We start from the raw sequence: 22,715 nt of genomic DNA, 5'->3' as shown, positions 1-22,715 counted from the left end.
ATGCTAAATTACTTAGAGTATAATTATGGTATGTCATTAATTTGGAAAAACGAGGAGCAGTATGAGTAACGAGCAGTACATAATGTCAATTGATGAGGGAACTACCTCAGCGCGCGCAATTTTGTTTAATCATGACGGCCAGATTGTGGGAAAAGCACAACGGGAGTTTAAACAATATTTTCCTAATCCAGGATGGGTGGAACAAGATCCGGTTGAAATCTGGAATGCAGTTGAAGCAGTGATTTCTGAAGTATTGATTAACTCTGAAGTCCCTCCCTATAAAGTTCGAAGTATCGGGATTACTAATCAACGTGAGACGACTATAATTTGGGATAAACGAAGTGGAAAACCCATCTACAATGCTGTGGTGTGGCAATCAAAACAGACCAGTGAAATTGCTGATCAGTTGATAACTGACGGTTACGCTGATTTAATTCACCAGAAGACGGGACTGATTGTTGATTCTTATTTTGCTGGTACAAAAATTAGGTGGATTTTAGATCATGTAAAGGGATCTCAGAAACGAGCGGAGAATGGGGATTTGTTATTTGGAACCGTTGATTCATGGTTATTATGGAATCTGACCGGCGGAACCGTTCATGCTACTGACTATACTAATGCTAGTAGGACAATGTTATATAATATTAACGACTTGAAGTGGGATGATGATCTGTTAAAGCTCTTCAATATTCCTAAGAAAATGTTACCTAAGGTGAAACCATCGTCACATCTCTTTGGATATACGAAAGGATATTCATTTTTAGGGGTACAGATTCCAATTGCCGGAATTGCCGGTGACCAACAAGCATCATTATTTGGACAATTAGCGTTACAACCCGGAATGACAAAGAATACTTATGGAACGGGTGCCTTTATTATGATGAATACTGGAAAAATGCCAAAGTTTTCTAGTAATGGATTGTTGACCACGATTGCCTATGGGTTGAATGGCGAAGTCAAATACGCTTTAGAAGGTAGTATTTTTGTGGCTGGATCGGCAATTCAATGGTTAAAGGATGAGATGGGTTTAATTTCATCGGCTAAAGCGTCTGAGCAAATGGCTTATGACGCCAAAACGAGTGACGGAGTTTTCGTGGTGCCAGCGTTTACTGGACTAGGTGCGCCATATTGGGATCAGGAAATCCGCGGATCAATTTTTGGCTTGACTTCATCAACGACGCGTAATCAATTAGTTCGTGCGACCATTGAATCATTGGGATTTCAAACCAAGGACGTTCTTGATACGATGGTAGAAGAGACTAAGATTCCGGTTAAGTCACTAGTAGTAGATGGTGGAGCTGCTAAAAATGATTACTTAATGCAATTTCAAGCCGACATTTTAAATGATCAAATTGAACGGTCATTAATTTCGGAGACCACGGCACAGGGAGCAGCTTATCTGGCTGGTTTGGCAGTTGGATTTTGGAAGGATATTGATGAGATTAAAAGAAGTAAGCGTGTTGGTACTTTTTTTGAATCACATATGAGTGGCGATGAAAGAAAAAAATTATACGAGGGATGGAAGATGGCGGTGAGAGCTGCCAAGCAATTTGAATAATAAGGACTATCAGTATGAAATTACCTGAAGATTTTAAAAGTAAATATCATGATCTATTAAAAGATGATTATCAAAGTTTTATTGATTCTTTTGATGAAGATTCTTACAATGCCTTTCGAACCAATCCACTCAAAACTAAAGCTGAGGTTCATTTGGATATGGCAAATCCAATTTCCTATACCCAAAATGGTTATTATGGGAAAGTGAGCGGGAAAACCGTCGAGCATCAGAGTGGTTACATTTACAGTCAGGAACCATCCGCCATGTACGTAGCAGAGGTGGTTGATCCTAGTGTGGGAGACAAAGTATTAGACTTGTGTGCCGCCCCAGGAGGAAAGTCGACTCATTTGGCGGGCATGATGAAAAACAAGGGCTTGCTTGTGTCAAATGAAATTGACAGGAGCCGAGCCAAGGTTCTAGTTGAAAATCTTGAACGGTTTGGTGTGTGGGATCCGTTAATTTTGAATGAAGATCCGCATACCCTGTCCAAGCATTTTCCAAGGTATTTTGATAAGATCTTGATTGACGCACCATGTTCGGGTGAGGGAATGTTTAGAAAAAATCATGACGCAACAAAATACTGGTCAATTGATTATCCGAAAGAGTGTGCTGTGCGGCAAAAAGACATTGTAAGAGAAGCCGTTAAGATGTTAAAGCCAGGTGGACAACTAGTTTATTCAACATGTACCTTTTCACCAGAAGAAGACGAACAGATAATTGCCTGGATCTTAGCTAATTATGATTTTCGGACTCTTCCGATTAAGAAATATGATGGAATGATCGACGGAAAGCCGGAATGGGCGGATGGAAACGAAGAGTTAACTAAAACGGTTCGCTTATTTCCCAACTTATTTAAAGGTGATGGGCATTTTATTGCCAAGTTGCAGAGTACAGATGTTGGAAAATCCAAAAAGATTAAGCATCAAAGAAGTAACGTCTCAAGTAGTATAAAAAAAGAGTGGAAAGAGTTCTGTAACCTTAATTTTAAGGGTGACTTTTTGACAAAGGATCTTCTAGAATTTGGTAGTGCCCTTTATTCATTTAATCCAGCCATCCCCGATTTAGATGGCTTGAAAGTGATGCGACCCGGAACGCCACTTGGAACGATTAAAAAGAATCGAATCGAACCTTCGTATGCATTGGCATTGGCAATTAATCCTAATGATGTAAAGAACGTCGTTAAAATTACTGATCAACAGTGGCAGAGTTATGTCCATGGTGACACCATTACCGTGGATCCCAACTTAAAGAAGGGATGGTACTTAATTCAATGTCGGGGAATGAGTGTTGGATTTGGTAAAGTTGTGAACGGGACGTTAAAAAACTTTTTTCCTAAGGGATTAAGGTTTAAACCATGAGAAAAGACAAAGACCTTCGTTTTCTAAACGAAGGTCTTTTTTATTTGCGTTGATTTAAGTAATTTTGTAGTTCTGGACCAATTACTGATTCACATTGACGCAGTTCATTAATATTGTGTGCACCCAGTGCGGTGAAAATGGACTTAATTCCAATAATCCAATCGTTAATCATTTTCACGGTTTCATCTTCACCGTCATCAATTAGTTTCACCAAAATCTGACTTGCAATTCCAACGGCGTCGGCTCCCAAATACAGTGATTTGACGATTTCCATGGGATTAGTGATACCACCAGTCGCTACGATGTTCATGTAAGGAACTTTTTGAGCTTCAAAGAGTGATTGTACCGTGGTAATCCCCCAGTTTTTAAAATAATTCATTTCTTTTTGATGACGACGGAAGTTCTCAATTTGAGCAAAGTTCGTCCCGCCACGACCACCAATATTTACGGATCGAATCCCGAGGTTAAAAAGAGTTTGAATGGAATTAGAACTCATTCCAAAGCCAACTTCCTTGATAATTACTGGAACATTCATGTTTTGTGCGATATTTGCAATATTGGATAACCAATTAAAGGAGTCTGATCCCTCAGGCATCACAAGTTCTTGAACCGCATTAACGTGGATTTCTAAAGCATCAGCTTGAAGAATATCAATTGCTCGTTGTGCTTCCTTAAGGGTTACGTCGGCTCCGACGTTAGCGAAAATAAGACCGTCCGGATTTTGACTTCTGATAATTGAAAATGTATCGATTAATTCTGGATGCTTGATTGCTACACTTTCTGATCCCGAAGCCATTGCGATTCCGCATCGTTTGGAGATAGCGGCTAGATGATAATTTAGTTTTTTGGTGTATTCACTGCCACCAGTCATTGCTTCGATGTAGAAGGGAATCTTTAATGAAATTGATCCTAATTTGGTTGAGATATCTGCATCTTGAAGGGTCATTTCAGGAAAAGTGACTGGCATAAAATGGACTTGATCAAATCCTGCTTCTGATTCCGTGTGGTGAAATTTTTTAGCAAGTGAGACGTGTTCATCCTTTCGATGTGACTGTTGGTTAGTCATTGGTTTCTCCTAATTCGTGTGAATATTAAGGTCTAGTAACTTGATTCCGTGTCGATTCCAATCGTTAACAAGATCATCGATGTCACTGTCTTTATTGATAATGACGATTCCACAATCTCCGCCACCAGCTCCCGAAGTTTTGGCTGCTCCACCAAAATGATCGGCAATGTCAATTAATTCTTTTAGCTTGGGTGTCTCAATTTCAACGTTAGCAAATTCACCGAGTTTTAAAAGGAGTTTGCGGTTATTTTCAATGTTTTTTTGGATCATTTCTAGATTAGAACTTTTAAAGCCATTAACAATATTTAAGACACACTCCTGACTAAAGTGAAGAAAGTCTTGATAAAGTTCAGAATTTCTGGCTTTTTTTAATTCCACCCGATCAACTAGATTGGAAGTTGAGGCAGGGGAACCAGACCATCCAATTAATAGTTGGAGATTATCGGGAGCTGTTAATGGCATAATCTTTAAATTAGGCCACTTTAAGTCTAATAATTCTACTAAGTCGACGTCTTTACGGGCGTTGGCTAACCACTGGCGGTCAAATGAATGGTAAGCAATCCAACCACCGAATACACTAGCAGCTACATCGCCTAACGAACCATTTCCTTGAACTTCAAAATGAGCAATTGCGGCTAACTTGAAGAGTTGCATCGTCGAAAGGTCAATATCGTAAAATTCGCATAAGGCTTTAACGGTTGCAACCGTGACGGCAGCTGAGGAACCTAATCCGTATTTACGTCCGTCGGCACTATCGAGTTCACTATTTACGATGATATCGTATGTTTTTAAACTTTTATCGAGAGTTTCAACGTATTCTTCAGTTACTTTAATTGCTGAAATGATGTACTGAAAAGGATTATCACGATTATCAAAGACCATGCGATGGCCTAATCTCTTCCAATGTAGCATATTTTCATCGTACTGTTTTGAATAGATGCTCCCAAAATCGGAACTTGCTTTAATGCCGACCCTAACGAAGCGGTCACATGCAGCGATGATAGCAGGATAGCCGGTCTCAACTACTGCATATTCACCAGCTACGTACAATTTACCCGGTGCTTTTGCGGAAATCATGTAATTAATTACTCCCTTAATTTAAATATTCGATTCCAGGACCTGGAGTGGTAGCAACCACGTTTGATGATCCAAAAGTGCTTTTAAAGCGATTTACAACTTGGTTTAAATTATCATGTTGGACTAACACTTTTACATTTGGACCAGCGTCAATTGTAAAGTAACAACTGATGCCATTGTTTCTTAATTCGTGAACAATTTGAATTGCTTTAAGTGTATCTCCATTAAAATATGTAAAAGCTGGATCGGAACTGAACGTGAGAGCATGCATTTTCATGGCATTTTCCTCAGCAGTGTGGCCCATTAAGTCGAAGTCATGAGTACGAATTGCTTTTCTCATCGTGGTCATGTCATGACTAGTAACTTTTTTCCATGCTTGATAGTAAGGGGAAGTGGACTTAGAAATTTTCATGCCTTCTCTACTAGAAATCTTTTTTTCGTTTCGATTAGTAATAACAGCTACTAGGTTAACGTCCCAATCAATGTCTTCTTCAATCGGAATGGCGAAGGAAGTTTCGTCACTATGACCCTTTTCCCATTTGACGAAACCGCCAAAAATAGAGCGCGTTGCTGAACCTGATCCTCGTCTAGCGAGCCTGGAAAGATCTTTTTTAGAAAGATTCATTCCAATGGCCTTACTAGAAGCAGCAGCTAGAGCAGCAAAGCCTGAAGCAGATGAAGCAAGCCCAGCGGCAGTGGGGATGTTGTTATTGGTCTTAACGTGGGCGTAAACGTTAGCGTTGGCTTTTTTTCGGACGATGTCAAGAAAACTAACAATCCTTTTTCCTTCCGAATCGGTCATTAGATGATTGTTAAAGATGATTTGATCAGAATTTAAAGATGGGTCAAAGCAAACCTCAGTATCGGTATAGAAATCATTCAAAGTTAAAGACAGGCTACTATCTTCTGGAATAATGAGTTGACTATTGGCCTTTCCCCAGTATTTGATTAGTGCAATATTAGTATGAGCACGAGCCTTCTGGGTTCCATAGATATTAGTATTGTCGGACATAATAAATCTCCTTACTTCATTTCATTTAGTGATTGAACCCAAACTCCTTGTGCTCCATTTTGTTTAAGGGTTGTCTTGATTTTTTGTGTGGTGATTTTAGAGTCTGACAGGGCAATAATGCATCCACCAAGTCCACTTCCAGTTAGTTTAGCACCGAGGGCACCGGCTTGATTAGCGGCATTTACCAAGGTATTAATTTCCGTTGAACTAACTCCTAATTTTGAAAGATCATTTTGGGCCAGATTCATTAATCGGCCAGTTTGTTTGAGTTGATTAGATGTCAGAGAATGTTTAGCTGCTTCAGCTAAATCTCCAAGGTCGTTAATTAAATCATTCGTATTTTGAAAGTTACTGTCCATTTCATCTCTTACCATTGAAACCGCTGTGGAAGTATTACTTGAAATGCCAGTATCAGCAATGATGAGAGTTCCTGTGCTTGAAACGGGGAAATCATAAAACTGACCCTTTTCAAATAAGATGGGATTAGGTGCGCTGACGGTTTTAGCGTCAATTCCACTTGGATTACCATGAGTTATCTTTTCCTCTACATCGGTAAATTTCTTAAGCTGGTTGGCGTTTAATTGATGATTAAAGAAATGAAAAAAGGCTCTGGTAACTGCACTAGCGGTTGCAGCGGATGAACCCATCCCTCTCCCCAAAGGAATTGCACTATCGATTTTGATATCAATTGGGATGTTATCGGGATTTAATGATTGGTTAAGACGATTAATAAGTGTCTGTAATCCATTCATTGAAGAGGGTAAAGCATTTATTGGTCCATGGTAGTATTTACTGAATAATTGATTGTTACCATTGGGACTAATGGTCGTTTTCACTTTAATTTGTGGCACAGGAAAAACAATCGCAGGCTTTTGGTAGACGGCGCTGTGCTCACCTAAAAAAATTATTTTTGCATGACTCAACCCGGTTGCAGTCGTGTTCATATTTCAATCGCTCACTTTCCAAACATACCTATTTTATCATAATTTAGAACATGACCAATATATTTTAGAATACTTTACTAATGATTAAATATTGGTTTATATAAAAATTAAGATAAATGTAGTAATATTGTAGTGAAGTTAGTTTTAAAGGTAGGTGAGACAGGTGCCGAGGAATACAAAATATGCAGTCGTTGACATGGAGACAACTGGAACGGATGTCTCTAATGGTGACCAAATTATTCAATTTAGTTGTACTTTTGTTCAAGGTGGTCAAGTGGTCGATTCCTACTCCACATATGTTAATAATGGTGAGGCGATTCCCAAAGATATCACTCACTTAACTGGCATTAACGCTCAGACGATTAAAGGTGCACCAACGTTTGATCAAGTTGCTCCCCATATTTATAAAATACTGAGTGGTACTGTCTTTGTTGCCCATAACGTTAATTTTGATTTTCCGTTTTTAAATGCTGAATTAGAAAGAGTGGGTTATCCCGAGCTAGATATTAAAGCCATTGATACGGTCACATTGAGTCAAATCTTCTTTCCGGAATTGACGGGATATCGATTAAAGGACTTAAGTCATCATTTTGGGATTTCACACACCCATCCGCATTCCTCTAAAAGTGATGCTGATGCGACTGCTCACTTACTGTTAACAATCATGAAGAAGATTGAGAAATTACCCTTAGTGACAATTCAGTCTATTCTTAAGGTTCATCCTGATCTTCCTAGAGATACGGTTCAATTTATTGAAGCTCGCGAAAAGATTAAAAGAAAACATTTGCGTGATCTGGATTCACAGTATGTAGTTGTAAACGGAGTTGCCCTAAAAAATCAGACGTCATCTTATTCAATCTCAGAACACAATTTGACAAAGTATCCGAAGACTAAGAAACAGAAAGAACGTCAATTTATGGGGAAGTTAGATTGGCGAAGTTCACAAAGCAAAATGATGAACTTAATTTATAATAATTATCATGATAAAGAAAAACCCACCTATAATTTACTGATTGAAGCGCCAACTGGAAGTGGAAAGACCCTTGGCTATCTGGTTCCGATGGCTTATTTGGTTAATGAAGGTGAACAGCTAGTGGTCAGCACTTCTACCAACGGACTTCAGGAGCAGTTGTATTCTACAATTAAAAATCAACTGGAACCGTTACTTAACACGAGTTTTGATGTTGCCATGTTAAAGGGCGTCAATCATTATATTAATCTGGAACGGTTTAGCAAAACACTTCAGTTTCACGATAAGTCTAAACAGTCACAATTCATGAAAGCACGAATCTTGGTCTGGCTCACTGAAACAAGCACGGGTGATCTTGACGAATTAAATCTTCCCAATGAAGTTCCCTTTATTGATCAAATTAATTATCAAAATTCTCATGTGGAGACGGATAAGAAGAACTCCTTTCTAGATGTTGACTTCTTACTTGCTCAATTGAAGCGGGTGGAACGTGCTGATATTGTTATCGTTAACCATAATTATCTTTTTGAGAATAGTCGTCAATTAAGTAGTTACATGACTTCAAAGCCGTACTTAGTGGTTGACGAAGCTCATAAGCTTGCTGACGTTGCGTTTGCATCGCAAGAAAAAGTTGTCAAATTCAATACTTTAAAGAAAAATATTGGAAGAGTTAAAAATGATTTATTTCAAACCCACGGGTTAAATTTAAATGAAATCTTTTCTGACGATATTGATGAGTTAAATCGACTTAATGGGTTAGATTCCCAGCTAGATGCTATTTTTGATACGAATCAGTTGATTTTACAGGATTTTAGGGTTAAATTCATGAAGCCCGTTACCACCCGGCGTTCTGAGTCTTCGATTAGTGCGAAAGAACTACTTCAATTTGTGAAAGCCCATCAGGGTCAAATAAACCATTTGACTCATATTAACGTAAAATTAGAAAAATTTATAAATGCTTTCAAAAAGTTAGTTAAGAAGGAAAAGAATCGTTGGACTATTTCTGATCGAGCTTTGATTGAGAAGTTTGAACGTCATTTACTTACAATTACTGATTACATTGATAGTGTTAATGTGGATCAAGTTAAGCAAAGGGTTAGTGAGCGATCCTCTTTTTACTGGATCTATTATACAGAGGATCTAGATCCTAATCATGTCATTCTAATGACTGGCGATTTTGCTTCCAAAAATAAGTTAAAGGAAAATATCTATCATTATTTTAAGCCAGCAATTTTTACTGGTTCGACGTTGTTTACATCAAAAAAGTCACAGTATATTTTTGATCAGCTTGACTTAAGTCGGAGTGATACAAGAATGAAACGGTTAAAATCTTCTTTTGATTATTCCAAGCAAACTGAAATGATGATTTCTGAAACAACACCGATGCCGCCTAGTGTAGATAATGATGAATATATCTCTTATCTGGCTAACTCAATTTGGAAGTTGATCAACGCTAATGCAGTACCAACGCTAGTACTGTTTAACTCATTGGATATTTTGAAAAAAGTGTACGAAAAATTAGATCAGAACAATAATGGTAATTTTATGATACAAGCGGCTGGAATCTCTGGAAGTCAAGAAAAAATGATCAAACGGTTTGAGTCAACCAAGGATGCAGTTCCGGTAATCCTTGGAGCTAATGGTTATTTTGAGGGTGTTGATTTTCCGGATAATTTACTCAAGCAACTCATTATTACCCGGATACCGTTTGAATCTCCCAATAATCCGGTTGTTTCAAGTCGGGCTAAGTTTTTAAAGGAACAAAACAAGAACCCGTTTTATAATTTTGACTTACCAGAAGCTATTATCAAAACTAAGCAAGGTGTGGGAAGATTGATTAGAAGCTCAACTGATTATGGTATCATTAACTTCTTGGACAGTCGTTTGATCGACAAACGGTATGGTAAGCAAATCATCGACGCGCTTCCCTCTGATTTACCAATTAAAACGGGTTCGATCGCTAAGATTGTTAAAGATGGTCAAGATTTCTTTAATAAGAGGGATTAATTAATTATTAAACAAGGAAAGTTTGCTATAATGATGCATGTAAAAGCTAAATAAAAGAGGAATTTTCATGTACAGAGAACAATTAAAACGAAAAAGGACTCATCGGATTCGATGGATAATTGTTGCGGTGATCGTTCTAATCATTCTGGGTGTTATTATTTTCTTTCATGTTGCTAAAGCACCCCAATTACGCGCTCGTTCTCATGTCACTACGGTAGCAGAAAATAGTGCTGGATTTCATGATATTAATCATTTCTATTCATCTAATTTAAATAAGACATACTATTCAGTTGGTGGTTATAATAAACAGAATCAATATGCGTATGCCATCTTACCTAAGAACGGGAAAAGTATGCAGGTAGTTACTCAAAAGAGTGGGATTACACAACAGGAAGCAGAAAAGACGGCTCAAAAAATTGGGAAAGCCTCTAAGATTATTAACACCGGACTTGGAATTTATCAGGATCAGCCAGCCTGGGTGGTTTCCTATTTAAACCAGAATAATCGAATGAATTACGTCACGGTAAATTATAAGACGGGTAAGATTGTACAAACAATTAAGAATTTGTAAGGATGAAGTATTGAAGGAGGAATAAGATGAGTGAAAATTTAGAGCGCTATTTAGAAAGTGGTTCAATTAGCGTTTCTGGTTTTTTATTGCAGCATTTCTCTGAGTTGGGGATGAGCCCAACTGAATTAGTGGTCTTTTTGGAGTTAGTACTAGCTCGTTCTAAAGGGGATTTGTTTCCCAGTGCTACTGAGCTGTCGAAAGCAACTGGTTTAAAAGAAGACGATATTTATAATTTATTACATCAATTAGTTTCTAAAAAGATTATCAACATTTCTAGTACGAAGTCTGGGAAGGATGAATATAAGTTTGATCTTTTAAATCATAAAATGGAAAAGTTGCTTGATTCTACATCATTAGTAAACACTAATAATCATGCTCAAAAAGAGCGTAACAAACAAAGTAATGATATTAAGGAACGAAAAGGGTTATTTAAAAAAATTCAAGAAGAATTTGGACGACCATTATCTTCAATTGAGTTGGAAACGATCAATCAATGGCTTGAACAAGATCAGTACTCACCAAAGATTATTGAGTTAGCACTTAAAGAGGCGGTCCTAAGTCAAGTTTATAGTTTGAAGTATATGGATCGAATTCTTTTGAATTGGCAGCATCGTAACATTAAAACTGCTGCGCAAGTTCAAGAAGCCAATGAACAGCGACAGAGAAGTTTAAACAATGACCAACCAAGAAAGCCAAAACAAAATATTCCGATTTTTAAAATTAATCAATAATGCGTAGATAAAAAATATCTATGCATTTTTTTGACTAAGGTGATAAAATTTAAGTAAAAAGTTAAAAGTTACTTTAACTTAATCAAAAAAACAAAAAAAGACCCCAACCATAAAAATGGAAGGGCCTTAAATGAATATCCGATTTATTGATTTGAACTCGAAGCAGCTGAATTCTGACTGTTACTGTAAGCAGGTGGGTTCTGATTCTGACTATTATTATCTTGATTATTAGTAGTCTCAGTAGACGATTGGTCAGCCGGCTTGCTTGATTCAGATGGCTCTTCAACCTTAGAACTAGACCCAGATGACGTCTGACTTGAACTGGAATTATCGTCAGAAGATGAACTGTTGGAGTCTTTTGAACTTGATGAATTTGAAACAACTGAACGATTCTTGGATGCTTGTCCAGATTGACTAGCATTATTAGCTGAGACTGCGGTTCCCATGTGACCTTCGATATAGTATTCGTTTACGCCATCTCGTTTGGTTTCAATCACATTATCCGGCTTCTGCCAATCGATGTTAGGTTTATTAGCAGATGCCTGTGACATTACTTCTTTGTAGTAGGTTTGAGCAATTCGTGTTTGTGGCTCGGAAATATAGTTTCCGGGTTTAAATTGATGGTCATATCCGGTCCAAATAGAAAGTGAGAAATTCTTCGTGTACCCACTAAACCATGAATCCATTGATGATTGGTCAGGAACTTTTTTAATCCAATCATCTGGATACTGGGTAGTACCGGTTTTACCGGCTTGATAAAGTCCAGGAATCTTAGCAGCAGTTCCAGAACCGTTAGGGGAAGTCATGACGCCCTTGAGCATGTCATTTATCATAAATGCGGTATCTGGTGACATGGCTCGATGTCCTTTCGGGCTGTATTTCTTTTCAGCACCGTTAACATTGACTACTTTATTGATTAGATATGGCTTGTAATACGTTCCACCATTTGCAAATGCAGCATACGCAGCCGCTTCTTGCTCTGATGAAATATAGGCACCAATTCCGTTTTGTAGTTCAAGTGGTTTATTAAATGTCATTCCTAAACCAGCTAAAAAGTCTTGGGATCTTTGGATTCCAACCTGTTGAAGGGTTCTGATTGCAGGAATATTACGTGATTCAACAAGTGCTTTTCGCATCGTGATGGTTCCTTCATGCTTATTGTCAAAGTCTTGAAGTTCTTTATTTGTTCCAGGATACGTGAAAGGCGTGTCTTGAACCGCTTGATACGTTGGCCATTTCAAGTATTCGATCGCTGGTCCGTAGTCCATTAGCGGTTTCATCGTCGAACCACTAGAACGATCGGTTTGAACTGCACGGTTCAAACCAAATGCAATTTTTTGTTTTCTTGACCCCAGCATCGAAACCACTTTACCATTGTTGGAATTGACCATGGTAGCTCCGATCTGGAAATTATTATTAGGGAATTGAATGGGTGAGTTGGGATCGTTGGCTAGTTCATACATTTGTTTCTGGGTGTCCATATTCAAATTTGTATAAACCTTGTTTCCAGCATTTAATTTGTATCCCTTTTGGTCTAGTTCTTGAACAACTTGTTGGATATATGCATCAGCATACTTCTCATTTTTTGCGTATGGAGACGAATTTGAATTATGTTGTTTGACTAGACCATCTTGAATACTAGTCTTTTCAGCTTCATTAGCTTGCTCCCTGGAAATGACTTTATTGTTAGCCATCGCTTCTAGAACTTGATTTCTTCGTTCAGTTGCCAGCTTAGGATTGGTATAGGGATTGTATTGAACAGGAGCTTGGGGTAAACCAGCCAAAAAAGCCGTTTGTGGGAGATTAATTTTCTTTAATGGTTTATTGAAATAATAATCAGAAGCAGTTTGCATTCCGTAAGCATTATTACCCATGTAAACCTTGTTGATGTAAAACTCTAAAATTTGTTGTTTACTATAATCATGGTCGACTTTGACCGCTAACCAGGCTTCTTGAGCCTTGCGTTTTAGCGTTTGGTCCGATGCCTTAGTCGAAAAGACTGATAATTTGACTAATTGCTGGGTAAGGGTGCTTCCACCTTGTAAGCCGCCTTGGCCACGAAGATTTGAAAAGGCTGCTTCAACAATTCTAGCAGGATCAACTCCATGATCCTTATAAAAATGACGATCTTCAATTGAAATAATTGCATTTTTTAGGTTATCAGGAATCTGATCTTGTTTCACGTAGTCCCGATTTTGTGCACCTAAACGTGAAATTATCTTACCACTTGAATCATATATCGTCGTTGAATTATCACTAGAGAGGGTATTATAAGATATCTTTGGAGCACTGGCTGCATAATAAGTAAAAAGACCTGCTCCACAAATAAGTATGGCAACGATTACTGCCAAAATCCATAAAATGATTTTTTTCCAAAGCTTCATCTTTTTCTTTCGTGGTTGCTGATGGTGCTTAAACCCTTGTACTCTAGAAATATTTTCATCTGAATCAGCCATTAGACTTCTCCTTTACATATTGTTCTTATTATCGATAATTTGATCAACCGCATTGAGGTAGGGAATCAAGGGTTGAAGATGGTACTTAATTTGATACGCATTATCCAGAAGTTCTGTTTTTGAGATTGACTTTCTCCCGCCTTGATTTTGTCGGTCCCAATAATAGAATAGGTTTGGTCCTTCAAGCACAAAAAGTTCATTACTTTTAACAAATTTTATCATTGCAAAGGTGATTCCACCTAATTTGGTGCATTTTTTCATGTGTTCAATTTGATGTTTATGAAAGTTACTAAGAGGAAAAGAAGTGGTACTAGTAGTTTCTTTAGCATCAAAATCAATATATTTGCCCCGATAAATACCGTTATAGTCGGTTGTAGATGCATGTTGGAAATATGCTTCCCTAATAACAGCCGCACTACGTTTTGGGTAGTCAACGTTTACAATTTGAATTGGGGTAGGCTTTTTATGAACTACTGCAATGTCTTTTTCCAAATAATATTGATTGCTTTCATTTAATTCGGCTTCAAGGGACATTCCCCGGTCGCCGTACTTAATGGTAGATTTATTTTTTTTAATGATAAGTTTGTTTGACTTACTGGTACTTCGATAGGAATTACCGTTAGGATAATGGAAATTCATTGTATAACCTCAATCCAATTATTAAAGATGATCATGTTAACATATACGTAGTATATTATAGCAATTGTAGGTAACTTGGAGAAATAATTATTGAAAGGTGGATAGAAATGAGCCGTGTTTGGGTATCAGGATACCGAAGTTATGAATTAGGGATCTTTCAAAATGATGATCCTAAATTAAAAATTATTAAGCAAGCTTTATTTGATCAACTTTCACAGTTAATTGAAAATGGATGTGACTGGATTATCACCGGCGGACAGCTCGGAATTGAGCAATGGACGGTTGATGTTTCTAAAGAACTTCAAAAAAAGTATCCACATGAATTTCAATTAGCAGTAATGTTACCATTTAAAAAATTTGGGTCAAACTGGAATGAAGATAATCAAGCAAAATTAAATCGAGCGGTTTCGCAAGCTGATTTTTCAAGTTCAGTAAGTGACCATCCGTATGATTCACCTAAACAACTAAAAAATTATCAACGATTTATGCTCACGCATACGGACCAGTCGTTATTAGTGTATGATCCAGAAAATGAAGGTAAAACTAAGTATGACTATCAAGCTATTCAACAGTTTCAAAAAAATCATGCATATCCGATGCAATTGATTGATTTTGATCAGTTACAAGATCTTGCTGATGATTATCAAAGACAGTTAAATGATGACTTTTAGTTTTATTTCTGATAGAATAGAAGTATGCGGAAATGATTGGTGAGGTGTGCATTAATGGAAAATATTAATTTTACTCCAAAACAAATTCTACAAAAAGAATTTAAGCAAAAAATGCGGGGCTACGATCCTGCTGAAGTTGATACTTTCTTGGATAGTATCATTAAAGACTATGAGACTTTTCAACGTGAGATTGATCAGTTAGATCAGGAGAATCAGGATCTCAAGTTAAAAGTTGACGAATTATCTCGTCAAGTATCAATGGGATCGAGCACACAAAGTACTCAACGTCCTATCGAACGTTCAAGTGCTCCTCAACGGGCACCAGAAGAGACAACTGCTGAGCAGACTAAACCTGAGGAAGCACCAAAAAATACTTCCTCAAGTCAGCCAGCTCAAGGTCAGAATCCTACTGACATGGATATCTTAAAACGGTTATCCAGCTTAGAGCGTCGTGTATATGGCGAGGATTCAGATAAATCTAATAGGTTTTAAAGATTTGGTGCAGGTCCTGAGTAATCGCGGTCAACAATTGTTGGCTGAGGAAAGTCCACTCTCGCACAAGCTGAGATGCTTGTAGTGTTCGTGCTCGGTGAAAAAATAAGCCGAGGGATCATTGATTTGATTACGGCGAAAGAAAGAACTAAGGCAATTGCTATGCTCTAGTATTTCATAAAGTGCCACAGAAACGACTAATTTGAGAAATCAAATTATTGGAACGCAGTAAACCCCGCGAGCGGGAAACCCAAACTTTGGTAGGGGAGCTTCACACACGGAAATTGAACCAAGTGTGGGGGAAGAACAATTTGTTCTTGAGATAGATGATTACTACTTAACCACTTTTTCCTGAAGTTGTGGTTAAGCACAAAACATGGCTTATAGGGGCCTGCACCATTTTTCAGGTTGAGTGGGATCTTCCCACTCTTTTTTTATATAAAAGGGAATGAATACAATGAAAAAATTTAATTTAATGGCAACTTGTTCTGCTGGTTTAGAAGGCTTAGTAGGAGATGAGCTGCGGAAATTAGGATACGATCCAGAAGTCAAAAATGGAATGGTTCTTTTTACTGGAACGATTACTGACATTATTAAGACCAATTTATGGTTAAGAACTGCAGACCGAATTAAAATTATTGTGGGACGTTTTAAAGCAACAACTTTCGACGAGTTGTTTGAGAATACTAAGAAGTTGGATTGGGAAGACCTGATCCCGATGGACGGAAAGTTTCCAGTTGAGGGACGTTCACAAAAATCAGTTCTTCATAGTGTTCCAGACATTCAAGCCATTACTAAAAAAGCAATCGTTGAGAAGATAAGTAAATTTTATCATCGTCGCACCAGATTACCTGAATCAGGTGCACTCTATCCACTTGAAGTTCGGGTTAATAAAGACGAAGTTATGGATACATTAGACACTACCGGTCCCAGTTTGTTTAAACGCGGATACCGGGTCGCAAAGGGTGAAGCACCCCTAAAAGAAAACATGGCAGCTGCCCTAATTCTTTTAACAAATTGGCATCCAGAACAAATGCCATTTCTTGATCCAATGTGTGGGTCTGGAACCATCCCTATTGAAGCGGCTTTAATTGCTAGAAATATTGCCCCGGGTTATAATCGTGAGTTCGTATTCGAACACTGGGATTGGGTGGATCCAGAACTTGTAAAAAAAGTACGTGCCGATGCAGATTCAAAAGCTGATTATGACACTGAGTTTGATATCATGGCCTCTGATGTTAATGAACAAATGATTAATTATGCCAAAGTAAACGCTGAGGAAGCTGGTTTACTTCATGACATTCAGTTTAAACAAGTGGCCGTTCAAGATTTTCATACCGATAAACAAGACGGGGTTTTAGTTACCAATCCGCCATATGGTCAAAGAATGGGTGATACTAAAGAAGCAGCCCAGCTTTACCATGACATGGGGAAGGTATTTATTCCTATGAAAACTTGGTCTAAGTATTATTTAACCAGTGACTTAAATTTTGAAAAAGAATATGGTAAAAAAGCCACTAAACGACGTAAATTGTATAATGGACGAATCAGAACGGATTATTTCCAATACTGGGCTGAGCAAACTTTTAACAAGAAGGATAAGTAATTGAAAAAGAAAATCGCGATTATTGGTGGCGGCATAGTTGGTTCCACCCTTGCATATTACCTAAGTCAACTTCCAAATACTGATCAGCGAGATGTAACGATGTTTGACGATAGTTATGGGCAAGCAACCAAAGCAGCTTCAGGAATCATATCCCCCTGGTTATCGAAACGTAGAAATAAACAATGGTATAACCTAGCAAAGGCTGGAGCTAAATTGATTCCTAAAATTGCTGATCAAACCCAAATGAATTCAGCAACTTTTAATAGTAGTGGTACCATCATCACAAGAAAAGATAATAACGATTTAGATGAGCTCTATACTTTAGCTAAAAAAAGAGTTCAAACAACTCCTGAGATGGGTGACATCAAAAGGTTAGATAAAGAAGAAGTACAAAATAAGATCCCCATTCTTACGACTACTCATCCAGGAATTTTTGTTTCCGGAGGAAGTCGGATTAATGGGAATCTCTTCTGTAAGCATTTAGTTGCAATCGCCAAAAAACGAAATTTGACCATTTGTAAGGGCAGAGCAACACTCACTAGTGACCATACTATTAGTTTTAAAGATCAACTATTCAGATTCGATCAAATTATCATAGTTACCGGTGCTTGGGTAAAAGAAACCCTTGCTCCTCTTAGCATTAAAGTAAAAGTTAGACCTCAAAAGGGACAATTGGTAGAATTAAAAGTATCTGATATCCCAACTCATGAAAACATGCCAGTGATGATGCCAGAAGGAGAATATGACTTTATTCCGCTTGGACACGGAAAATTGATCATCGGAGCTACTCACGACGATGAAAAGGGCTTTGATTTAAAAGAGGAACCAAAGATTAATGATGAATTACTTAATTCAGCTAAAAAATTAATTCCCACCTTGAATTATTCTGATATTATTGGTAGTAGAGTGGGAACGAGAGCTTATACAGATGATTTTGCTCCCTTCTTTGGCGCAATCCCTAATCACAATAATTTATTGATTGGTAGTGGTCTTGGATCGTCAGGTCTAACTACCGGACCAATGATTGGAAAACTATTAGCGGATTATGTCGTCTCTGGTATTACTAAAGACTGGGATATGTACGAAAAGCCAATCCTTAACTACGTTAATTAACTAGAATGAAGAGCTTGAAATGCTAATTCATGGGCCCCTAAATTTTGAGTGTCAGGAATCCATTTAGTTAACACCATGGCAAACTGATCTTGTAATTTAACGATTTCATCAACATATTTTTGATAATGTTTGGCGTATTGTTTATTAAGGCTATCGCTTAAAATGGAACTATCAGTGTAGTATAAGACAGTAACATTTTGTGGGTCCCTGTTAATATGTTTTAAATGATCGCACAAATTTTCTAGCGCCATAATGCATGCTTTAAATTCGCCGATGTGATTGTTCTTTGCTGTGCATCGCTTTTTAACTTGAATTTGTTGTTTTCGATGAAGAATTAAAATTCCAATTCCACATTGACTGCTTTTAGGTTTAATAGCTGCATCAGAATATAATTTGTACATTAATAAATTACTCCATTCGTTTAATAAAGAGGTTTAAACTATGATAACTCAAAAAAGAAAGTTTTTGTATCAACCAAATATCACTACAAGTATCATTTGTTGGAGTTGGACTTTTATTGTTTTACTAATCGGAGTGATTATTTGGTTAGAAATAACCCATTTTCAAGAAATTACGTTGTGTTTCTTTATTGTGTTTATTCTACTGTCATGGATCCAAATTCACTTTAGAAAGCTAATCTTATCAAATAAAACCTTAATAGTGCGGAGTGTATTTCATCCTAAAGGAATTAAAATGAATATTCAGGATATTGTTAACATCCATTCCAAGAAGTTCCAATTATCCTTTAGTTACAAAAATAAGAACTATAATTTTATCCTTCCTAACAATTCGATTATTGAATTAAAAGAAGCCTTTAGTACCGAAGTAAAGAGATAGAAGGTATATGAATGAAAACTGATATTGAAATATCGCAGGAAAGTAAACTAGACCCGATTCAAGATATTACTAAGAAACTTTCGATTCCTGATGAAGAAGTAAACCCATATGGAAAATATATGGCAAAAGTGTCTGGTAACACCCGTGATCAACATACAAAGAAAAAGTTAATTTTAGTAACCGCGATTAATCCAACCCCAGCTGGAGAGGGAAAATCAACTGTATTAATTGGTCTTGGCGATGCACTAAATCAGCTAAAGAAAAAAGTTGCCATTGCTTTGCGGGAACCTTCTATGGGTCCTGTGATGGGAATGAAAGGTGGAGCAGCCGGAGGCGGATTTGCTCAAGTTGAACCAATGGTGAACATTAATCTTAATTTTACGGGGGATATTCATGCTTTAACTTCAGCTAATAATACTTTAGCGGCACTGATCGACAATTCGATTCAACAGGGAAATCCTCTACATTTAGATCCACGTAAAATTCAGTGGCACCGAGCGATGGATGTTAACGATCGTGAACTAAGAAATATGGTCATTGGACTAGGTGGATCTAAGTCCGGCGTTCCTAGAGAAGAGCATTTCGAAATCACGGCTGCAAGTGAATTAATGGCCATTTTGTGTCTATCAACTGATTTAAATGATTTAAAAAAACGTATTAAGAATATTTTAATTGGATACACTTATGATGATCAACCAGTTTTTGTTTCAGATCTAGGGGTGGAAAGTGCTTTAACAATTATTTTAATGGATGCGATTAATCCCAATTTAGTTCAGACGTTAGAACATACCCCAGCGTTTGTTCATGGAGGACCGTTTGCTAATTTAGCTATGGGGTGTAACAGTGTTCAAGCTACTAATGCGGCTCTTAAAGTTGCTGATTATACGTTAACTGAGGCAGGATTTGGTTCCGATCTAGGTGGTGAGAAATTTATGGATTTGGTATCACCACACTTAAACGCAGATCCGAGTGCAGTCGTTATAGTTGCATCAATTCGTGCTCTGAAATTTAATGGTGGGATTAGTAAAAAAAACTTAGCCACACCAAACGTGGAAGCATTAAAATCTGGAGTAAAGAACCTTGATCATCATATCAAAGCAATGAAATCTTTTAACAAGCCAATTATCGTTGCTATTAATCAGTTTAATGATGATGCTCCTGAAGAAATTAAGTGGTTAAGTGATCATTTAAGGGAACAAGACGTTGAATTTGGTATTAGCAAATCATTTCTTGAGGGTGGTAAGGGTTCAATTGACCTTGCTCGAAAATTAATCAAACTTGTTGATAATAATGCATCCATTAATCGAGTTTACAATGACGAGGACTCCTTGATTGATAAAATTAATAAAGTCGCTAAAAAGATTTATGGAGCAAAGGACGTCGTACTTTCTGGTAAAGCCATGAAACAATTAAAGGACATTGAAAGAAATGGATGGGATAAACTACCAATCTGTATTTCTAAAACTCAATATTCTTTATCAGATGACCCTAAAAAATTAGGTGATCCAAGTGGGTTCACTTTGTATATTACTGAATTATTACCGAAATTAGGAGCAGGATACATTGTGGCGATGGCTGGAAAAGTAATCACTATGCCGGGATTACCTAAGCATCCAGCCGCAGCAGAAATGGATATTGATAAAAATGAAAAAATCACCGGATTATTCTAAAAAACAAATCTTAGTATGGATATGTTTTGCACTAATGTTCTTGGTTCTTCTGATCTTTGATCAAATTTCAAAATGGTGGATTCGGATTAACGTTCCACTTGGAAAAGAAATTCCATTCATTCCTGGAGTCATATCACTGACTAATATCAATAACACAGGCGCTGCTTGGAGTTTTCTTGCTGGGAAATCTTTCATTTTTGAATTCATTGCCACTGGAGCTGTTTTGGTTTTTATGATATTTATTTACATCGAAAGATATCATATCGGATACTTGTTTGGTTTAACGTTGATGTTGGTTGGAACGGTTGGTAATTTGTTAGATCGGCTGTTTTTAGGAGCAGTTACCGATATGATTCAATTAGATTTTATGAACTTTCCAATTTTTAACGTAGCTGATTCTTGTGTAACGATTGGTGTGATTGTCCTGTTCTTAGTTATTTTATTAGCAAAACCTGAGAGTGAGAAAAATGCAAAATAGAGAATTTAGAGCTGGTAATGAAAACGAGCGACTTGATAAATTGGTTTCTGAGCACTATGAAGATTTAAGTCGTAGTCGTGCAAATGAATTAATCAAGGATCATTTAATTTTAGTTAATGGTGATGCTAAAAAGCCAAAATACAAATCCCAAGATAATGATCTCATTCAAATTTCTATCCCTGAGCCTAAACAAATGAATTTAGTGCCAGAGAACATTAAGTTGGATATTATTTATGAAGATGATCAGGTGATTGTGGTCAACAAACCACAGGGAATGGTAGTTCATCCCGCTCCCGGTCATCCTGACCATACTCTCGTTAATGCACTGTTGTATCATACAAAATTGTCTTCTATTAATGGGACAATCAGACCAGGAATTGTTCATCGAATCGATAAGGATACTTCTGGATTGTTAATGGTGGCTAAGACTGATATTGCTCATAAATCATTGTCCAAACAACTAAAGGAAAAAACTAATCGCAGAAAGTATTTAGCGCTGGTTCATGGTAATATTAATGAAGAACGTGGTACCATTGATGCTCCGATTGGCAGATCCTTTAAAGATCGCAAGAAACAGGCAGTAATTCCTAACGGAAGGAATGCCATCACTCATTTCCACGTTCTTGAACGGTTTGGTGGAAAATATACCTTAGTGGAATGTCAGTTAGAAACAGGAAGAACGCATCAAATTAGAGTCCATATGAAGTATATCGGCCATCCACTCGTTGGTGATCCACTTTATGGACCTAAAAATACCATTAAGGGGAACGGACAGTTTTTACACGCCGCTGAACTGGGATTTAAACATCCAGTTACACATGAAGAACTCGATTTTAAAGTTCCGGCACCACCAATTTTTCAAAAAACAATCGATCAATTAAGAAAACAGTATTCCGATATCAGTTAAGGAGTGATATTTATGGCAAAAGAGAAAGTTGTAGTTGATGGTATGGCCATGCAACGAGCTTTGACACGAATCACTTATGAAATTATTGAGAAGAATAAGGGTATCAACGATCTGGTTTTAGTTGGTATTAAGACTCGTGGAGTGTACCTGGCAAGAAGAATTGCTAAACGCTTGGAAAAACTTGAGAATGCTAAAATTCCGGTTGTGGAATTAGATACAACCAAATATCGTGATGACCTAAAGAACAAAAAGACAAAACCTAATCCAACCAATAATGATGGGGTAGACGTCGATAATAAAAATGTGATCCTAGTTGATGATGTACTATACACTGGCCGGACTGTGCGGGCAGCATTAGGGGCAATCAATGAAATGGGGCGACCAAAAAGAATTGGTTTAGCCGTATTAGTTGATCGTGGTCACCGTGAACTACCGATTCGAGCTGATTTTGTTGGGAAAAATATCCCTAGCTCAAAGGACGAAAAAGTTAATGTTTTGGTTTCAGAAATTGATGATCGTGATTCTGTCGAAATCGTTTCTAACAAGTAAGGG

At 37.4% G+C, this 22,715-nt stretch carries 21 protein-coding genes and 1 other RNA gene; 15 read left to right on the top strand and 7 right to left on the bottom strand.

What is annotated here, in order from left to right; all coding sequences use genetic code 11:
• Window positions 1-61: 61 nt before the first annotated feature.
• Both glpK and AC6UDD_RS03250 read left to right on the top strand, forming a co-directional pair.
• On the top strand, window positions 62-1,558 hold the full coding sequence (gene glpK / locus AC6UDD_RS03255; protein ID WP_500718677.1) for a glycerol kinase GlpK: 1,497 nt from the start codon (window positions 62-64) through the stop codon (window positions 1,556-1,558).
• Between the two features lie 14 nt (window positions 1,559-1,572).
• The gene (locus AC6UDD_RS03250) at window positions 1,573-2,916 is read left to right on the top strand and encodes an RsmF rRNA methyltransferase first C-terminal domain-containing protein (protein WP_500718675.1); all 1,344 of its coding nucleotides are present in this window, start codon (window positions 1,573-1,575) and stop codon (window positions 2,914-2,916) included.
• Between the two features lie 40 nt (window positions 2,917-2,956).
• Here AC6UDD_RS03250 and fni read toward each other — a convergent pair whose 3' ends face one another.
• From fni to mvk, 4 genes are read right to left on the bottom strand one after another with little or no spacing between them, the layout of a single operon-like run.
• Complete coding sequence (gene fni, locus AC6UDD_RS03245; RefSeq protein ID WP_500718673.1) at window positions 2,957-3,982, bottom strand: type 2 isopentenyl-diphosphate Delta-isomerase; 1,026 nt, start codon at window positions 3,980-3,982, stop codon at window positions 2,957-2,959.
• Window positions 3,983-3,991: 9 nt separating this feature from the next.
• Complete coding sequence (locus tag AC6UDD_RS03240; RefSeq protein ID WP_500718671.1) at window positions 3,992-5,059, bottom strand: phosphomevalonate kinase; 1,068 nt, start codon at window positions 5,057-5,059, stop codon at window positions 3,992-3,994.
• A 16-nt stretch (window positions 5,060-5,075) separates the two neighbouring features.
• On the bottom strand, window positions 5,076-6,071 hold the full coding sequence (gene mvaD / locus AC6UDD_RS03235) for a diphosphomevalonate decarboxylase (RefSeq protein WP_500718669.1): 996 nt from the start codon (window positions 6,069-6,071) through the stop codon (window positions 5,076-5,078).
• A gap of 11 nt (window positions 6,072-6,082) precedes the next feature.
• Window positions 6,083-7,015 carry a mevalonate kinase gene (mvk, locus tag AC6UDD_RS03230; RefSeq protein ID WP_500718667.1) on the bottom strand — a complete coding sequence of 311 codons (933 nt, stop codon included), beginning with the start codon at window positions 7,013-7,015 and terminating at the stop codon, window positions 6,083-6,085.
• A gap of 163 nt (window positions 7,016-7,178) precedes the next feature.
• Between mvk and AC6UDD_RS03225 the strand changes: the two genes are divergently transcribed.
• The 3 genes from AC6UDD_RS03225 to AC6UDD_RS03215 all read left to right on the top strand — a co-directional run bounded on the left by AC6UDD_RS03225 (window position 7,179) and on the right by AC6UDD_RS03215 (window position 11,294).
• Window positions 7,179-9,992: a helicase C-terminal domain-containing protein gene (locus AC6UDD_RS03225; protein WP_500718665.1), complete on the top strand. Its 2,814-nt coding sequence runs from the start codon at window positions 7,179-7,181 to the stop codon at window positions 9,990-9,992.
• Between the two features lie 67 nt (window positions 9,993-10,059).
• A complete protein-coding gene (locus tag AC6UDD_RS03220; RefSeq protein WP_500696704.1) occupies window positions 10,060-10,563 on the top strand; it encodes a cell wall elongation regulator TseB-like domain-containing protein in 504 nt (167 codons plus the stop codon).
• A gap of 26 nt (window positions 10,564-10,589) precedes the next feature.
• Complete coding sequence (locus AC6UDD_RS03215) at window positions 10,590-11,294, top strand: DnaD domain-containing protein (RefSeq protein ID WP_500718664.1); 705 nt, start codon at window positions 10,590-10,592, stop codon at window positions 11,292-11,294.
• Between the two features lie 143 nt (window positions 11,295-11,437).
• Here the strand turns inward: AC6UDD_RS03215 and AC6UDD_RS03210 are convergent, their stop codons facing one another.
• Together AC6UDD_RS03210 and recU are read right to left on the bottom strand one after the other, a co-directional pair.
• On the bottom strand, window positions 11,438-13,750 hold the full coding sequence (locus AC6UDD_RS03210) for a PBP1A family penicillin-binding protein (RefSeq protein ID WP_500718662.1): 2,313 nt from the start codon (window positions 13,748-13,750) through the stop codon (window positions 11,438-11,440).
• Window positions 13,751-13,762: 12 nt separating this feature from the next.
• Window positions 13,763-14,389, bottom strand: coding sequence for a Holliday junction resolvase RecU (recU, locus tag AC6UDD_RS03205; RefSeq protein ID WP_500718660.1), 627 nt, complete (start codon window positions 14,387-14,389; stop codon window positions 13,763-13,765).
• A 107-nt stretch (window positions 14,390-14,496) separates the two neighbouring features.
• Between recU and AC6UDD_RS03200 the strand changes: the two genes are divergently transcribed.
• The 5 genes from AC6UDD_RS03200 to AC6UDD_RS03180 all read left to right on the top strand — a co-directional run bounded on the left by AC6UDD_RS03200 (window position 14,497) and on the right by AC6UDD_RS03180 (window position 18,271).
• On the top strand, window positions 14,497-15,060 hold the full coding sequence (locus tag AC6UDD_RS03200) for an SLOG family protein (RefSeq protein ID WP_500718658.1): 564 nt from the start codon (window positions 14,497-14,499) through the stop codon (window positions 15,058-15,060).
• Between the two features lie 54 nt (window positions 15,061-15,114).
• The gene (gene gpsB, locus AC6UDD_RS03195; RefSeq protein WP_500718656.1) at window positions 15,115-15,552 is read left to right on the top strand and encodes a cell division regulator GpsB; all 438 of its coding nucleotides are present in this window, start codon (window positions 15,115-15,117) and stop codon (window positions 15,550-15,552) included.
• 12 nt (window positions 15,553-15,564) lie between these two features.
• An RNA gene (gene rnpB / locus AC6UDD_RS03190) (RNase P RNA component class B) lies at window positions 15,565-15,941 on the top strand.
• Between the two features lie 68 nt (window positions 15,942-16,009).
• Window positions 16,010-17,158, top strand: coding sequence for a THUMP domain-containing class I SAM-dependent RNA methyltransferase (locus AC6UDD_RS03185; protein ID WP_500718654.1), 1,149 nt, complete (start codon window positions 16,010-16,012; stop codon window positions 17,156-17,158).
• A complete protein-coding gene (locus tag AC6UDD_RS03180) occupies window positions 17,159-18,271 on the top strand; it encodes an NAD(P)/FAD-dependent oxidoreductase (RefSeq protein ID WP_500718652.1) in 1,113 nt (370 codons plus the stop codon).
• On the opposite strand, the gene AC6UDD_RS03175 is transcribed toward AC6UDD_RS03180, so the two are convergent.
• On the bottom strand, window positions 18,268-18,672 hold the full coding sequence (locus AC6UDD_RS03175) for a reverse transcriptase-like protein (protein ID WP_500718649.1): 405 nt from the start codon (window positions 18,670-18,672) through the stop codon (window positions 18,268-18,270). The genes AC6UDD_RS03180 and AC6UDD_RS03175 overlap by 4 nt on opposite strands.
• A gap of 40 nt (window positions 18,673-18,712) precedes the next feature.
• Here AC6UDD_RS03175 and AC6UDD_RS03170 point away from each other — a divergent pair, with 40 nt between their 5' ends.
• The 5 genes from AC6UDD_RS03170 to pyrR are packed head-to-tail and all read left to right on the top strand — an operon-like array spanning window position 18,713 to window position 22,712.
• Window positions 18,713-19,108 carry an EbsA family protein gene (locus AC6UDD_RS03170; protein WP_500718647.1) on the top strand — a complete coding sequence of 132 codons (396 nt, stop codon included), beginning with the start codon at window positions 18,713-18,715 and terminating at the stop codon, window positions 19,106-19,108.
• 11 nt (window positions 19,109-19,119) lie between these two features.
• Entirely contained in the window at window positions 19,120-20,778 is a 1,659-nt protein-coding gene (locus AC6UDD_RS03165) for a formate--tetrahydrofolate ligase (protein WP_500718645.1), read from the top strand.
• Window positions 20,753-21,256 (top strand): signal peptidase II, encoded by a 504-nt coding sequence (gene lspA, locus AC6UDD_RS03160; protein WP_500718643.1) that lies wholly within the window; start codon window positions 20,753-20,755, stop codon window positions 21,254-21,256. The genes AC6UDD_RS03165 and lspA overlap by 26 nt, the downstream gene beginning before the upstream one ends.
• The gene (locus tag AC6UDD_RS03155; protein WP_500718639.1) at window positions 21,246-22,163 is read left to right on the top strand and encodes an RluA family pseudouridine synthase; all 918 of its coding nucleotides are present in this window, start codon (window positions 21,246-21,248) and stop codon (window positions 22,161-22,163) included. The genes lspA and AC6UDD_RS03155 overlap by 11 nt, the downstream gene beginning before the upstream one ends.
• Before the next feature lie 12 nt (window positions 22,164-22,175).
• Window positions 22,176-22,712 (top strand): bifunctional pyr operon transcriptional regulator/uracil phosphoribosyltransferase PyrR, encoded by a 537-nt coding sequence (gene pyrR / locus AC6UDD_RS03150; RefSeq protein WP_500718637.1) that lies wholly within the window; start codon window positions 22,176-22,178, stop codon window positions 22,710-22,712.
• The last annotated feature ends 3 nt before the right edge of the window (window positions 22,713-22,715 follow it).

Source organism: Fructilactobacillus sp. X2R1C3, assembly GCF_059901425.1.
Note: the sequence above shows the minus strand (reverse complement) of the source record. Positions and strands in the feature narration are given on the sequence as shown.